Here is a 13,931-nt window from a genome sequence, read left to right on the forward strand (position 1 = left end):
AGATGGTGGTTAGATGTTAGTATTAAGCTTTAAGACCTGTCAGCAAACCTTCCATCGTATCGCTCTGCTTACGAAGTTGGTCAACGTTAGAGTTACTCTTACTGATCATCTCGCAGATGCCGTCTGATTGATGACGAATCTCTTCAACACTTTGTGCAATGTTATCCGCAACGACACCTTGCTCTTCTGCAGCAGTAGCAATTTGCGTACTACTATCAGAAATAGACTGGTTTTTCTCAGCTAAAGAACCGATCTCAACGTTCACTTCCGACATCAGTGTTTGGCCTTCATTGGCATTGTTTACTGTCACTTCCATCAGTTTTGTTAATGATTGACTGTTACGCTGTAACGACTCGATCATGCTCTGGATTTCAACTGTCGCTTGTTGAGTTCGTCCGGCAAGAGCGCGAACTTCATCAGCAACAACTGCAAAACCACGGCCTTGCTCTCCAGCTCGAGCAGCTTCAATCGCAGCGTTTAGCGCTAACAGGTTAGTTTGTTCAGAGATACCATTGATGGTTGCGACTACTTCATCGATCTGCGCTGCATTAGCATCGAGTTCTTCTACTGCTTGCGAAGCCGATTGGATCTCTTGGGATAAGCTAGAGATCGATTCCAAAGTATTAGAAACCTTAACTTGACCACTTTGTGCGACACCACGAGCGTCCATTGTTTGAGTGCTTGAATCATGGGCAAGGGTAGCGACTTCGCGAATCGTTGCTGCCATTTGTTCAGTTGCGCTGGCGAGGCTATTCAAGTGCTCTTGTTGATTACTTGAGATATCTGAGCTTTGTTGCGTTGATTGGTTCAAATCCGAGCTGATTTGCTGCATGAGAGCAACGGACTCTTGGATTGAGAGAACCATGTTTTGTTCACGCTCGGCTACCTTATCGATAGTAATAGCAATTTCACTGAACTCATCGCGAACTAAAAAGTAGTTCATGCGACAAGTTAAATCGCCACTCGCAAGTGTGCTGAGTGCTTTGTTCATCGAGAACATAGCACCACCAATGAAAGTCATGATGTAGTAAACCCCCAGAGCTATCAGCGTGAGAGTTACTGCAATAATCGATACCTGAGTAGTAGACAGAGCTGACCATAAGTTTTGGTCATGGCTTGCGACTAAACTGAAGGCGCCATTCATGACAGAAACAGATCCTGCGCCATATCCTAAAGAGATGGTGTCAGAATTGCTAACGAGTTGAGCGACCTGATCTTTAGTGAGTTGTCCAGCTTCAATCAGCCCTTTCATCAGGTGTAATTCATCCTGGTAAAGGTGAGCAAGTAAAGAGTCCGCGGCGCTATCTAAAACTAGAGTAAGTATAACCAGAGCGATAAGAGGTAATAAGAATAGTAGATAGAACTTTTCTTGGATTTTTAGGTGAATGAGATATTTGTCAATCCAACGAAACGGGATTTCTTTCATAATTGTAATACTCGAAGTAAGCCCACCAATAAATGGTGAATGAATAGAATCGCAACTATATCATCCATATAATTTATGAGGCAACGTTATGGAAACTCTGCAGTATATTTTTGTCGTGTCAGGCGTAGTTCAGTGTGTTGGATTTCGTTATCACACCAGTAGGCAGGCGCTGGATTTGGGCATTTCCGGCTATGCAAAGAACCTAAATGATGGTCGAGTTGAAGTGTTAGCGGTCGGAGAGGAGCTGAAACTTGAGAAGTTACACGCTTGGCTTAATCTTGGACCATCGAGCGCGACAGTAGACAATGTCGTCATGCATCAAGTTAAAGATAGTGAGCGGCAGGACGTATGTGTAGGGGAATTTAAAATACTGTAGGACACTACAGTATTTAACTTTTTACGTTGAGATCAACCTAGCGCTATTTTAGTTCTACAAGCATTTTGCTGGTTTAGGTAAACCGGCGAGCTTGGTTGCTTGTTTGGCAGGGCCTTTTTTGAATAATTTGAAAAGGTACTTACTGTTGCCTTTTTCTGGGCCATGCGCCTTTTCGATTGCTTTAACGAGCATGCGAACGGCTGGAGATGTCTTGAATTCTTCGTAAAAGCTCCTTACAAAATGTACGACTTCTAAGTGTGCATCAGTAAGTTCAATTTCCTCATCTTGAGCAAGAATTTCAATCATACCTTCTTCCCATTGAGTGTAATCCAACAGATAACCTTGAGCGTCGGTTTCGATTTGCTTGCCGTTATATTCAAACATGTTTAATCCAGAGTCCAATTAACTATCCGGATAGAGTATATGACCAAGTTTATCTTTCTCAACAGAAATTGTAGCTATCTCAAAAAATATTGCACTTATGGATAAAAAAAGCCCAAGAGATAGGCTCTTGGGCTAGATATGATTCAATGATAGGAGCGATTAGTCGTCGTTACCCATAATGCCTAAGATGCTTAGTAGGCTGATGAAGATGTTGTAGATAGAAACATACAAGCTAATCGTTGCAGAGATGTAGTTCGTTTCACCACCACGAATGATGCTTTGCGTTGTTAGCAAGATTACACCAGTCGAGAATAGGATAAACATACCGCTCATTGCCAGTGATAGTAGTGGCATTTGTAGGAAGATGTTTGCAACCATGCCGACTAGCAGAACAACGAAACCAGCCATTAGCATACCGTTAAGGAATGAAAGGTCACGTTTAGTTGTTAGGGCGTAAGCAGATGCAGCCATAAATGCCAGTGCAGTACCGCCAAGTGCAGTTAGGATGACATCACCCATGCCTGCGCCAACGTACATGTTTAAGATTGGACCGATGGTGTAGCCTAAGAAACCTGTAAATAGGAATGTGAAGACTAGACCCATGCTGTTGTCACGGTTCTTTTCTGTTAGGAATAGAAGGCCGTAGAAACCAACTAGCATAATGATAAGACCAGGGCGAGGAAGGTTCATCGCCATAGATACGCCTGCTACTACAGCAGACCAAAGTAATGTCATAGACAGTAGTGCGTAGGTGTTACGCAACACTTTATTGGTTTGCAGAGCACTTTCTTGAGATGCTGTGCGTGAAAACATAGGGCTGTTCATAATCTTCCTCGTAAGGTGACTTCAATAGTTATTAGTACATTTATGGGGCTGAAAGTTCGAAAAATCAAGTCTTTCATTCCTCTTGTATACCTAAAATAATAATCAAAATAGTCGGTTAAGTGTTTCTGAAGGTGTAACAAAGTATTTCTAATGACGATAAAGTGTCGCTAACACTCGATGTTCAAACTTTTATAGTTACTGGCTAATGATTTATAACCTTTGGAAAACGAACGATAACATCGAAAAATAAAAAGAACATCGAAAAATAAAGAGGCGACCTAAGCCGCCTCTGTAGTTTATGCATCATAACATATTAATGGTGCAAGATTTGGCTCAAGAAGTTCTGCGTCCTATCCGATTGTGGGTTTTCAAAGAAGTCGACCGGGTTGTTCTCTTCTATGATTTCACCGGCATCCATAAAGATAACGCGATCTGCGACCTCTTTAGCAAAGCCCATCTCGTGCGTTACACACAACATTGTCATCCCTTCTTCGGCCAATTCGACCATTACGTCTAATACTTCACGAACCATTTCTGGGTCTAGTGCCGATGTTGGTTCATCAAATAGCATAACCTGAGGGTTCATACACAAAGAACGAGCGATTGCCACACGTTGCTGTTGTCCACCTGACAGTTGGCCTGGGAATTTATCCGCTTGTTCAGGGATTTTTACACGCTCAAGGAATTTCATCGCGATGGCTTCGGCTTCCTCTTTAGGCATCTTTTTGACCCAAATAGGGGCTAGAGTACAGTTCTCTAATACCGTCAGATGTGGAAACAAGTTGAAGTGTTGAAAACACATACCAACATCTCGGCGCACGGCTTCAATGTTTTTTAGGTCTTCCGTCAATTCATTACCTGAAACGAAGATATGACCCTTTTGGTGTTCTTCCAACCGGTTGATACAACGGATCATCGTTGATTTTCCTGAGCCAGAAGGGCCACAGATAACGATTTTTTCGCCTTTCTTAACCTCTAGATTGATGTTTTTAAGTACGTGGAATTCGCCGTACCATTTGTTCATGTCTTTTAACTCGATCATAAGACCTTGAGAGTTGTTTTCTGTTTGCTGCGTCATAATACGTCCTTGATCTTGTTAATTATCGTTTGTGACCGGTGTGAAGTCTGTTTTCCAGCCAAATCGAGTATCTCGACATGCCAAAACAAAACACCCAGAACACTAACGCGACAAATACATAACTTTCTGTTGAATACCCAAGCCACTCAGGGTCGGTATTCGCGGCTTGGCCAATCCCTAGTACATCAAACATACCGATAATCAAAACTAGACTGGTATCTTTGAACAAACCAATAAAGGTATTCACAATTGAAGGAATCGTGATTTTAAGAGCTTGAGGCAGAATGATAAGCCCCGTTTTTTTCCAATAGCTCAACCCTAGAGCGTCAGCGGCTTCGTATTGACCTTTTGGTATTGCTTGCAAACCACCACGGATTACTTCCGCCATATAAGCAGCACTAAACAGTACTACCCCAACAAGCGCACGTATCAGTTTATCGGTCTCCGTCCCCTCTGATAAAAAGAGCGGAAGCATTACCGAGGCCATGAATAGAACCGTAATCAGTGGTACACCACGCCAGATTTCGATGTAAACGGTACACATACTGCGGATGATTGGCATCTCTGAACGACGCCCTAGCGCCAGTGCGACACCGATAGGCAGTGATACAACGATACCAACAAGTGCGATGATTAGTGTAACCAGTAGGCCGCCCCATTTATGGGTATCAACAACCTCTAGACCAAATACACCACCGTATAGTAAGCCTGCAATGATAAACGGGTAGATGTTTACGAAGAATAACCAAATCCACGTACGCTTAGGTGTTTTTTCGTAAGCTAACAAAGCAACAAAAATAGCTAATGTTGCGTAGAAAAAGCGAGGACGCCACAGTTCCGCTTCTGGGTAGAAGCCGTACATGAATTGGTCCCAACGGACGCTAATGAAAACCCAACAAGCGCCTTCGCTAGTACAGGCATCGCGTGTAGTTCCTATCCAATCAGCGCTCAAGAATGCCCAATCAGCTATTGCCCATAATAAAGTGAAAGCAAAGTAAGCAAGCACCACAGTGACGACACTGTTAATTGGTCCATTAAATAGATTTTTTCTTAACCAACCGACAGGTCCAACAGTATTCGCTGGAGGCGGAAGATCAGGTTGAAATTGATGTGTACTCATCTTATCTCTCCACCAACGCTACTTTGCGGTTGTATATGTTCATTAGAGCAGATGTTAATAGGCTTAGGGTTAAGTAGACGCCCATTGTCATCGCGATTACTTCGATAGCTTGTCCAGTTTGGTTCAATGTTGTTCCTGCAAAGACAGAGACAAGATCGGGATAACCAATGGCCATCGCAAGTGATGAGTTTTTGGTCAGGTTTAAATACTGACTGGTTAGTGGTGGGATAATAATTCTTAATGCTTGCGGAATAATGACTAGCTTAAGAGTTCTTGTTCGCGGGAGCCCTAGAGACATAGCAGCCTCTGTTTGCCCATGGTTTACCGCGTTAATACCTGAACGCACAATCTCGGCGATGAATGCCGCTGTGTAGATACTTAAAGCGAGCATCAATGCAGCCAATTCAGGAATGATGCTGATACCACCTTTGAAGTTAAACCCTTTCAGAACAGGGTACTCCGCAGAGATAGGCATACCCATAACAAAGTAAGTGACTAATGGTAAGCCCACAATCAGCGCTGCAGCAATTCGCAACATTGGTGTTTGTTGGCCGGTTAGCTTTTGTTTGTTATTAGCCCAGATGTTGATAACAAAAGTAGCGATGATACCGACAATCAATGATGCGATGACAATGCTACTGCCTTGTTCTAACACTGGAGCTGGGAAGTACAAACCACGTACATTCAAGAAAATAGCTTCACCAAGGCTCATACTCTGACGAGCGGAAGGCAATGCTTGTAGAACGGCGAAATACCAAAAAAATATTTGTAGAAGAAGAGGGATATTTCGGAATATCTCAATGTAGACAGCTGCAAATCGGCTAACTAGCCAGTTTGAAGATAGCCTAGCGATACCCATACTAAAGCCCAGTACTGTGGCTAACATGATGCCTAATACTGAAACTAAAGCTGTATTGAGAAGACCGATAAAGAATGTACGACCGTATGAGAATGTTTCGTCGTATTCAATCAGTGTTAAGCCGATACCAAAACCAGCTTCTTGGGAGAGAAAATCAAAACCAGTGGCGATACCACGGGAGTCTAAGTTTGTGAGTGCATTATTTACAATCGTGTAAAAGAAAGCACAAAGCGCCGCGACGGCGAGAATTTGGAAAACAATTGAGCGAAAAGTGGGGTTGTAAAAAAGGTTGGCACTTTTGGGCTGTGGTTTTTCTTGAGTTGGAGAAATAGTTTCATTAGGTTTCATACTGCTATAACCTCAAATCCATTTAATAAATAGGGCGGAAAAGTCCGCCCTAATTGATGCTTGTAAATTTATTAACGGATTGGTGGAGCGTACATAAAGCCGCCCGCATTCCATAGTGCGTTTACGCCACGAGAGATCTGTAGTGGTGAACCTGTACCAACAGTACGTTCGAAGCTCTCACCGTAGTTACCAACTTGTTTAATGACTTGGTAACCCCAATCGTCACGAATGCCAAGGCCTTTACCTTTAGGACCGTCAACACCAAGAATACGCTTGATGTTTGGATCTTTTGACTTAAGCATTTCGTCAGCATTCTTAGAAGAGATGCCGTATTCTTCTGCGTTAATCATTGCAGAAAGGGTCCATTTAGCTACGTTGAACCACTTGTCATCATCTTGACGAACAACAGGGCCAAGTGGCTCTTTAGAGATGATTTCAGGAAGTACCTGTGCAGATTTAGGATCAGCTAGATTCAGGCGAAGTGCATATAGACCAGATTGGTCAGTTGTAAGAACATCACAACGACCCGCGTCGAAACCTTTTGATGTTTGTGCTGCCGTATCAAATACCACTGGCTTGTAAGACATGCCACTGTTACGGAAGTAATCGGCTAGGTTAAGTTCAGTCGTTGTACCTGATTGAACACACACTGAAGCGCCATCTAGTTCTTGAGCACTTGTTAGTCCAAGTTCTTTCTTAACCATGAAGCCTTGACCATCGTAGTAGTTAACGCCTACGAAGTTCAAACCTAGAGCAGTGTCACGATGTAGCGTCCATGTTGTGTTACGAGATAGTACGTCTATTTCACCAGATTGAAGCGCGGTAAAACGCTCTTTTGCTGTTAGCGGTACATACTTAACTTTAGTCTTGTCACCGAGTACAGCCGCTGCAAGAGCTTGACAATACTCAACATCAATTCCTTCCCATTCACCTTTTGAGTTAGGGTTAGAGAACCCTGGAAGACCTGTACTTACACCACAAGTTAGAAAACCTTGAGATGTGACTTTGTCCAGAGTGCTTTCTGCCGCTGATGCTGATGTTGCCATCATCGCAGTTGATGCAGCTACTACTGAAGCAAGAAGTGTTAGTTTATTTGTCATTTGTATCCTTCCTTGTTAACCAGGTGACACCTGATACTCATACTCGTTTGAGTGTCTCTTGTGTGTTGCGTTGTCTATGACCTTGTTGCTCAAATTAAGCGAGTTGCATTTTGCAAATGAAACCGTGTGCGATTTAAACAACTGTTTATAAGGTTAGGAAAGGATCCGTAGTTTCACAAATGTATAATTTAAAAAGAATTTTGAATGAAATCACAAATCCGAACACAATTAGAATGACCAAATGTTAACTGAATGTAAATAGTGCAACGGTTCACACTGTTGGTGCAACGAGATTTAGGTTTTTATATTGATGGTGGGCTAGGTAAATATTCTGAATTAAAGTCGTATTGGTGGCGCATTAGCCTTAAGAAAGGTGGAAATTTGGTCAATAAATATTTTTATTACGCTTGGATAGTTATGAATATGCTCCAAATTTGGTAGCATGTCTGAATAGTTATTGAAGTAGTCTCAAGGAAGAACATGCGTTATTTCCCAATGTTTTTGGATGTAGAGAATAAGCCAATTCTAGTGGTTGGTGGGGGCGAGGTTGCTTGCCGAAAAGTCGACAGTTTGCTGCGAGCGGGTGCTAATGTAACTTTGGTTTCTCCTAAGGTCGCACCTTACTTAAAAGAGCTAGCCGATGAAGACAAACTTCGTTGGGTTCAAAATTTTTACTCGTCACAGCTTATCTCGAAAAACTACTTACAAGTGTGGGCAACTACAGATAACCCAAACCTAAATCATCAAGTACATAATGATGCAAAAAAAATGGGTATTCTTGTCAATGTGGTCGATGACTTACCCTATTGTGACTTCATCACACCCTCAATGATAAATCGCGGACGAATCCAAATAGCGATCTCAAGTGGGGGAGCATCACCTGTTTTGGTGAGAAATATTAGAGAAAAACTCGAAACTGTATTGCCACAGAACATAGGTTTGATAGCGGACTTCGGTGCATCAAAACGCAATTCAATTAAAGAGTCCTTTCCTACTGTTGATGAACGCCGAAAATTCTGGGAGCGCTTTTTGTCGTCCAGTTTTATTAATCAAGTGACGGATAGGGATCAACTTGAATCGTACTATCAACAGTCGTTGACTGAGCAAGTTGATAGTGAAGGGCAGGTCACTTGGATCGAATTTGAAGAAGATGTTGAGCTACTTTCTATGAAGGCTTTACGTCTGATGCAAGAGGCAGAGCTAGTACTTTCACCAATCGATTGTCCATTCGAATTTATAGACTTATGCCGTCGAGATGCAGAAAGAGAGAGCTATGTTAATAGCGGAGAGCTATCAACCAAGCTTGAGCAAGCCAGAGCTGAGAAATTACGAGTGTGTGTGTTTATTCCACCAGCAAGCGTAGAGTTTAATCTATTGGTAGGTAAAGACCTGAAACTGTCTGCTGCAAAAGTGCTCAGGTGAGTGGTAGTTGATAGATTTTAGTTGAAGTGAGCGCTTTTTAGTTGTTTGCAAATCGGCTAGAGACCCTGAATAAGACTGACCGATAAATAAAAAGCCACTTCCTAAAAGAAGTGGCTTTTTGTGATTTTAAACACGACATTGTGCTGATGAATGAGCAACCACAATAAGCAGTCGCTCAAACTCGAAAATTAGTCGCGGAAGTTGTCAAACTGGAAAGGTTGACCAAGTTCACCGCTGCGAACTAGAGCCATAACAGCTTGTAGGTCATCACGCTTTTTACCCGTTACACGAACTTTGTCGCCTTGGATAGAAGCTTGAACTTTAACTTTGTTGTCTTTGATTAGCTTAACGATCTTCTTAGCAACATCCGTTTCGATACCTTGCTTAAAGATAACCGTTTGGTGCCAAGTGCGACCTGTTTGGTCTGCTGCTTTCGCTTCCATCGCGTTAGGATCAACATTACGTTTTGTTAGGTTACTACGAAGGATATCGCGCATTTGCTTCAGTTGAAAATCGTCTTGAGCAGTCAATTTTACAGATTCATCTTTGTAATCAAAGCTTGCTTCAACGCCGCGAAAATCGAAACGAGTCGATAGTTCACGGTTTGCGTTGTCTACCGCGTTACGCAGTTCTACTGCTTCTACTTCAGAGATAATGTCAAATGATGGCATTGTGTTGTTTCCTTAAGCTAAGTTTCTATCTTTAATTGCTGTTGCAAGCATATCTAGCATTGTTGCAGTATCTTCCCAGCTTAGGCATGGGTCAGTAATAGACTTGCCGTATTCTAGGTTGTTGATATCTGTCATTGGTTGGTTACCTTCAACAATGAAGCTTTCCGCCATGATGCCTGCAATTTGATTCTTGTTAGATTTGATTTGCTCACAAATGTCTTGTGCAACTTCTAACTGTTTACGGTGCTGTTTCTGACAGTTAGCGTGGCTAAAGTCTACAACCAAACGTTGAGGTAGATCGAATTCAGCCAGTTGCTTACATGCGTTATCTACAGATTCAGCATCGAAGTTAGGGCCTTTATCGCCACCACGTAGAATTACGTGACCGTATGGGTTACCAGAAGTACGGTAAACCGTCATGCGGCCGTTCTTATCTGGCGAGTAGAAGTAGTGTGAAGCATGCGCAGCACGAATCGCATCAATGGCAATTTTGATGTTGCCGTTAGTCGCGTTTTTGAAGCCAACTGGGCAAGACAGTGCAGAAGCCATTTCACGGTGAATCTGAGATTCAGTCGTGCGAGCACCAATTGCGCCCCAAGTGATAAGGTCTGCAATGTACTGGCCGGTGATCATATCAAGGAATTCAGTCGCGGTAGCTAGGCCAAGCTTGTTGATATCTAGCAATAGCTTACGTGCTTTATTCAAGCCTGTTTCAAGTGCGTATGAACCATCGAGGTTCGGATCGGTAATCAAACCCTTCCAACCTACAACAGTACGAGGCTTCTCGAAGTAGGTTCTCATTACAACGAACAGTTCGTCTTTGTATTGATCTTGAATCTGGCTTAGACGTTCAGCGTAATCAAGTGCCGCATCTGTATCGTGAACAGAGCAAGGACCAACGATAACTAATAGGCGATTATCACGACCCGTTAGGATATCTTCGATTTGGCGGCGAGAATTCTTAATGCGCTCAGCAACGTCGTCAGTAATAGGGTGTGCATTGCCTAGTTCGGCAGGAGTTGGCATAGGACCCAGAGCTTGGGTTCTCAACTCATCAGTTTTTAATGGCATGTGATAGCTTTTTTATTCTATTGCGAAGTGGTTAAGATAACGGAATTGAACAGAGGAATAAACTCTCTTAAGTCAAAGTTATCTCTGTTATTGCTAATATTCTCATTTTTATCAGCAGGCCAACGTCAAATGGGGGATTTTCACTTGTATTAACAGGCAGCTATCGGTATTTTCGTTTGAACACAACATAAAAATGCTGGAGCAGCAATGACTCAAGAAAATCAAAGCACTTTGCACCCAGAACTTGTCTTAGGTGATGTGCTGCCTTCTTACAACGATAATAATAATTCCAACCATTTATACGTTTCATTATCTGAATTGGTCATGGATCGTGTCTTCTATCATCCAAGTATTGAAAGTCATTTAGAAACACTGACTGATATCGAAAAAACCTCTTTAGATGCGATCCTTGGCGATAAAACAGTCGATGAGCATTTTGTTTCGACCTTGGTTATTGCCATTCAAGCAGCCGTTCAGCCAAACCACGCCACTGTTCGTATTGCGTTAAGTAGTGCTGATAGCTATGGCTTCCGTTCGCTACTTGGTGGTAGCTGTGAAGCCGAAGAGATAAACCCGGCACTAGGTGTTCGTGGGGTTGCGCGTTATGCGACAGCCGAGTACAGCAAGGCTTTCGCTTTAGAGTGTCAGGTTATTAAAGTGCTGCGAGAGCAGGGTAATAACGTTGAAGTGGTTGTACCGTATGTACGAGCATTAAGCGATGCCGCTAAGATTATTGATTTGCTTGCAGAGCAAGGCTTACCACGCGGGCTTAATGGCTTGAAAGTTCTGTTCTCGTGCGATGTGCCGTCTGCTGTGCTACTAAGCGAAAGGTTACTTCATTACTTCGATGGTGTTGTGGTGAACGTTGATAGCTTAGCGTCTTTCACTTTAGGTGTAGACAAGCACAATGAAGCTCAGCAACACGCTTTTGATCCTCAAAACGAGGCGGTTATTACCTTGTTGAGTATGATTGTTAAAGCAACGCTGAACGCAAAGAAGCCCGTCCTGCTTGTGACTCAAGGCTTAGTGGACTACCCGCGCTTACAAGGGTTCATTGCGGATCTCGAAGGTGTAGAAACAGTCATCACTGCATAAACCAGCTTATTGTTTAGATAAATCAACTTGCTGTTTGAGTTTATCTAAGTCACTAAAGCTTAGAGAAAAATGGAGATATCATTATGCGATGATATCTCTTTTTTGTAACATTTTTTTGACATGTACATCGCTAATCGATTAACTGGTCTGATGACTTATTTGACTAGGTAATCCGAATGCTGACCCCTCTACAAAAAGCAAATTTCTACTTGAGCATGTTTGGCTTTTTCAAAGTACCTCTGATCTGGCTATGTCGACCAAAACTGCTCGCGCTGGATAATCAACATGTTGAAGTGAAAATTCCTCTCAAAAGGCGAACTAAGAACCACCTCAATAGTATGTATTTTGGTGTGTTAGCTGTGGGAGCTGACGTAGCAGGTGGTTTCCTTGCTATGAGTAAATCTCAGCAGCAGGGCGAAAAGATTTCTTTGGCATTTAAAGAGGTGACAGGTAATTTCTTGAAGCGTCCAGAAGGTGACGTACACTTCACTTGTAACGATGGTGAGCTGATCAACACTATGTTGGCAGAAACCATGTCTACTGGCGAGCGTGTGAATCAACCAGTGACCATCATAGCGACCTGCCCGTCTTTGCATGGCGACGAACCAATGGCGGAATTCACGCTAACACTTTCGATTAAGAAAGTCCCAGCTAGATCATAGCTCGGAAGTGTAAGGTTGGGCTGAATCTGAAGATCATAGTTCGACAGAAGTCGTTGAACAAGTGGAGGAGCGGTATGTGAATTGAATACCCACATACCGTACCGCACATCCTAACAACGTTATGATTCTTGAGTGATTTGCTCGATATCAACGATTTTTGAACGGTTCATGACTATTTTCCAGCGGTAATAGGTAGGCTCATCATCGTGATTGTTCTCTTTAATGATCAGGTTGAGCAGGTGGCGTTTTTCTACTGATTCTCGGTTTACTTGCCCTTCATTCATTCGATATACGTTATTTGAACCCTTGTCCATTAAGCGTGTCAGTGCTCTGAGGCTGATCGATACCGTTTCACGAGTCTCTTCGTAACCACTCATGAATGTCGATGTCGACATTTCTGTATGCGAACGATAGTGCAAAATTTGCTCTTCACGTTGAACAACACGTTTCTTGCGTATTGATTGAATACGGTCTGCTAACTTAGAAAAATTCGCGTAGTCCAACCATTCAAGCTTATGGCCGACAGATTTATTGGTTGTTGGATCAAAGTAGCGACGCTTCCACTTGGGTTTGCCTTTACGCAGCCAGCGCCACAGTATGTCTCTTAAATCATCTTTGAAGATTTCACGCAAAGCGTAAATGAATGACATCGATACGATGAAAGATGCAGTAATCTCTCCTAGAAAGTCGCGAGCTAATATAACGGTTGTGGTAACTACCACCATGACCAAGCCTGTGGCGATGCCTTTAACGGCTCTCTTCACGTTCTTACCCATTGATGTCGTCTTTTCTTTTAGGACGATAGGGTGTTCGATCAAACGTCGCAACAGTCGCATCTTGTTGCTCAAACGTGTTACGTCTTCTCGTACCTTCGCTGAGTTATAGCGATTAAGTTTTCGATGGGCGGTCTCTTTTTCACAAAGCGTCAAGAGTCGCTCTTTTATCGTCGAGTATTCACTGCCACGTGGCATATGTGATACCAAAGATAAGAACTTTTGCTCCGTGTACCAAGAAAGGTAATTATCAATATTGGCATAATAGCGCTTTAGGTTTTCTTCATAAGGAATACTACGACGAAGCTTCTTGAGGATATCCAAAGCCAGTTCGATGACTTCATCGACGTCATCAGCCGTTACGTCGTCACTATCTGTCTTGTTCAAGCTGCTCACGGCTTTATCTAAAGCAATCACGTATTGATAGGCGAACAAACTCAAACTCACACGATACTGTGTCGTCGATAAGCGTCCGCGTTTTGCCAAGCGGCTGTGTACCAATGGTAATAGTGTCTTATCACTGTAGTAAGCGCGCTTTTGAGTAATTGAACTGTAGAAGAAGGCACTTTCAGAAAGTACTTCCGGAGTTAGTCCGAGTTCACCGGGAATGAATAGATAAACGTCCATATCGAGCTTTTTGCTCTTCGCCATCGCATGGTTAATTTTAAGTGTTATCGCATCTTGTTTATCAACGGTGATCAACGATGTCTCCTAGAATATA

General features: G+C 42.7%; 14 protein-coding genes. 4 read left to right on the forward strand and 10 right to left on the reverse strand.

Features of this window, described 5'->3' with window-relative positions:
- Positions 1–22: 22 nt before the first annotated feature.
- Positions 23–1,426 (reverse strand): methyl-accepting chemotaxis protein, encoded by a 1,404-nt coding sequence (locus tag OCV30_RS07000; protein WP_065678342.1) that lies wholly within the window; start codon positions 1,424–1,426, stop codon positions 23–25.
- A gap of 88 nt (positions 1,427–1,514) precedes the next feature.
- On the opposite strand from OCV30_RS07000, the gene yccX reads away from it, so the two are divergent.
- Complete coding sequence (gene yccX / locus OCV30_RS07005; protein ID WP_065678343.1) at positions 1,515–1,802, forward strand: acylphosphatase; 288 nt, start codon at positions 1,515–1,517, stop codon at positions 1,800–1,802.
- Between the two features lie 54 nt (positions 1,803–1,856).
- On the opposite strand, the gene OCV30_RS07010 is transcribed toward yccX, so the two are convergent.
- From OCV30_RS07010 to OCV30_RS07035, 6 genes are all read right to left on the reverse strand, one after another.
- Entirely contained in the window at positions 1,857–2,186 is a 330-nt protein-coding gene (locus OCV30_RS07010) for a TusE/DsrC/DsvC family sulfur relay protein (RefSeq protein WP_065678344.1), read from the reverse strand.
- A 159-nt stretch (positions 2,187–2,345) separates the two neighbouring features.
- A complete protein-coding gene (locus OCV30_RS07015; RefSeq protein WP_012603870.1) occupies positions 2,346–3,011 on the reverse strand; it encodes a Bax inhibitor-1/YccA family protein in 666 nt (221 codons plus the stop codon).
- A 313-nt stretch (positions 3,012–3,324) separates the two neighbouring features.
- Complete coding sequence (locus OCV30_RS07020; protein ID WP_009846639.1) at positions 3,325–4,089, reverse strand: amino acid ABC transporter ATP-binding protein; 765 nt, start codon at positions 4,087–4,089, stop codon at positions 3,325–3,327.
- Positions 4,090–4,111: 22 nt separating this feature from the next.
- The gene (locus tag OCV30_RS07025) at positions 4,112–5,209 is read right to left on the reverse strand and encodes an amino acid ABC transporter permease (RefSeq protein WP_065678345.1); all 1,098 of its coding nucleotides are present in this window, start codon (positions 5,207–5,209) and stop codon (positions 4,112–4,114) included.
- Position 5,210: 1 nt separating this feature from the next.
- Positions 5,211–6,416: an amino acid ABC transporter permease gene (locus OCV30_RS07030; protein ID WP_009846641.1), complete on the reverse strand. Its 1,206-nt coding sequence runs from the start codon at positions 6,414–6,416 to the stop codon at positions 5,211–5,213.
- 71 nt (positions 6,417–6,487) lie between these two features.
- Positions 6,488–7,516, reverse strand: a complete 1,029-nt coding sequence (locus tag OCV30_RS07035) for an amino acid ABC transporter substrate-binding protein (protein ID WP_004733634.1) — start codon at positions 7,514–7,516, stop codon at positions 6,488–6,490.
- A 480-nt stretch (positions 7,517–7,996) separates the two neighbouring features.
- Here OCV30_RS07035 and OCV30_RS07040 point away from each other — a divergent pair, with 480 nt between their 5' ends.
- Entirely contained in the window at positions 7,997–8,938 is a 942-nt protein-coding gene (locus OCV30_RS07040; protein WP_009846642.1) for a precorrin-2 dehydrogenase/sirohydrochlorin ferrochelatase family protein, read from the forward strand.
- Between the two features lie 188 nt (positions 8,939–9,126).
- Here OCV30_RS07040 and OCV30_RS07045 read toward each other — a convergent pair whose 3' ends face one another.
- Together OCV30_RS07045 and OCV30_RS07050 are read right to left on the reverse strand one after the other, a co-directional pair.
- Positions 9,127–9,609: a YajQ family cyclic di-GMP-binding protein gene (locus OCV30_RS07045; protein ID WP_004733632.1), complete on the reverse strand. Its 483-nt coding sequence runs from the start codon at positions 9,607–9,609 to the stop codon at positions 9,127–9,129.
- A 12-nt stretch (positions 9,610–9,621) separates the two neighbouring features.
- Positions 9,622–10,680 (reverse strand): 3-deoxy-7-phosphoheptulonate synthase, encoded by a 1,059-nt coding sequence (locus tag OCV30_RS07050; protein ID WP_009846643.1) that lies wholly within the window; start codon positions 10,678–10,680, stop codon positions 9,622–9,624.
- A 207-nt stretch (positions 10,681–10,887) separates the two neighbouring features.
- Between OCV30_RS07050 and OCV30_RS07055 the strand changes: the two genes are divergently transcribed.
- Both OCV30_RS07055 and OCV30_RS07060 read left to right on the forward strand, forming a co-directional pair.
- Positions 10,888–11,775, forward strand: a complete 888-nt coding sequence (locus OCV30_RS07055; RefSeq protein ID WP_065678346.1) for a putative PEP-binding protein — start codon at positions 10,888–10,890, stop codon at positions 11,773–11,775.
- 176 nt (positions 11,776–11,951) lie between these two features.
- Positions 11,952–12,437, forward strand: coding sequence for a PaaI family thioesterase (locus OCV30_RS07060; RefSeq protein WP_017101198.1), 486 nt, complete (start codon positions 11,952–11,954; stop codon positions 12,435–12,437).
- 119 nt (positions 12,438–12,556) lie between these two features.
- Here OCV30_RS07060 and OCV30_RS07065 read toward each other — a convergent pair whose 3' ends face one another.
- Positions 12,557–13,912: a hypothetical protein gene (locus OCV30_RS07065; RefSeq protein WP_065678347.1), complete on the reverse strand. Its 1,356-nt coding sequence runs from the start codon at positions 13,910–13,912 to the stop codon at positions 12,557–12,559.
- Positions 13,913–13,931 lie beyond the last annotated feature (19 nt).

Source organism: Vibrio atlanticus (genome assembly GCF_024347315.1).
Taxonomy (GTDB): domain Bacteria; phylum Pseudomonadota; class Gammaproteobacteria; order Enterobacterales; family Vibrionaceae; genus Vibrio; species Vibrio atlanticus.

Bases quoted from the DNA above. Each gene is read 5' to 3' on its own strand.
- OCV30_RS07055 (WP_065678346.1), top strand. From the start codon at position 10,888: ATGACTCAAGAAAATCAAAGCACTTTGCACCCAGAACTTGTCTTAGGT.
- OCV30_RS07025 (WP_065678345.1), bottom strand. From the start codon at position 5,209: ATGAGTACACATCAATTTCAACCTGATCTTCCGCCTCCAGCGAATACT.
- OCV30_RS07040 (WP_009846642.1), top strand. From the start codon at position 7,997: ATGCGTTATTTCCCAATGTTTTTGGATGTAGAGAATAAGCCAATTCTA.
- OCV30_RS07010 (WP_065678344.1), bottom strand. From the start codon at position 2,186: ATGTTTGAATATAACGGCAAGCAAATCGAAACCGACGCTCAAGGTTAT.
- OCV30_RS07015 (WP_012603870.1), bottom strand. From the start codon at position 3,011: ATGAACAGCCCTATGTTTTCACGCACAGCATCTCAAGAAAGTGCTCTG.
- OCV30_RS07000 (WP_065678342.1), bottom strand. From the start codon at position 1,426: ATGAAAGAAATCCCGTTTCGTTGGATTGACAAATATCTCATTCACCTA.
- yccX (WP_065678343.1), top strand. From the start codon at position 1,515: ATGGAAACTCTGCAGTATATTTTTGTCGTGTCAGGCGTAGTTCAGTGT.
- OCV30_RS07060 (WP_017101198.1), top strand. From the start codon at position 11,952: ATGCTGACCCCTCTACAAAAAGCAAATTTCTACTTGAGCATGTTTGGC.
- OCV30_RS07020 (WP_009846639.1), bottom strand. From the start codon at position 4,089: ATGACGCAGCAAACAGAAAACAACTCTCAAGGTCTTATGATCGAGTTA.
- OCV30_RS07045 (WP_004733632.1), bottom strand. From the start codon at position 9,609: ATGCCATCATTTGACATTATCTCTGAAGTAGAAGCAGTAGAACTGCGT.
- OCV30_RS07050 (WP_009846643.1), bottom strand. From the start codon at position 10,680: ATGCCATTAAAAACTGATGAGTTGAGAACCCAAGCTCTGGGTCCTATG.
- OCV30_RS07035 (WP_004733634.1), bottom strand. From the start codon at position 7,516: ATGACAAATAAACTAACACTTCTTGCTTCAGTAGTAGCTGCATCAACT.
- OCV30_RS07030 (WP_009846641.1), bottom strand. From the start codon at position 6,416: ATGAAACCTAATGAAACTATTTCTCCAACTCAAGAAAAACCACAGCCC.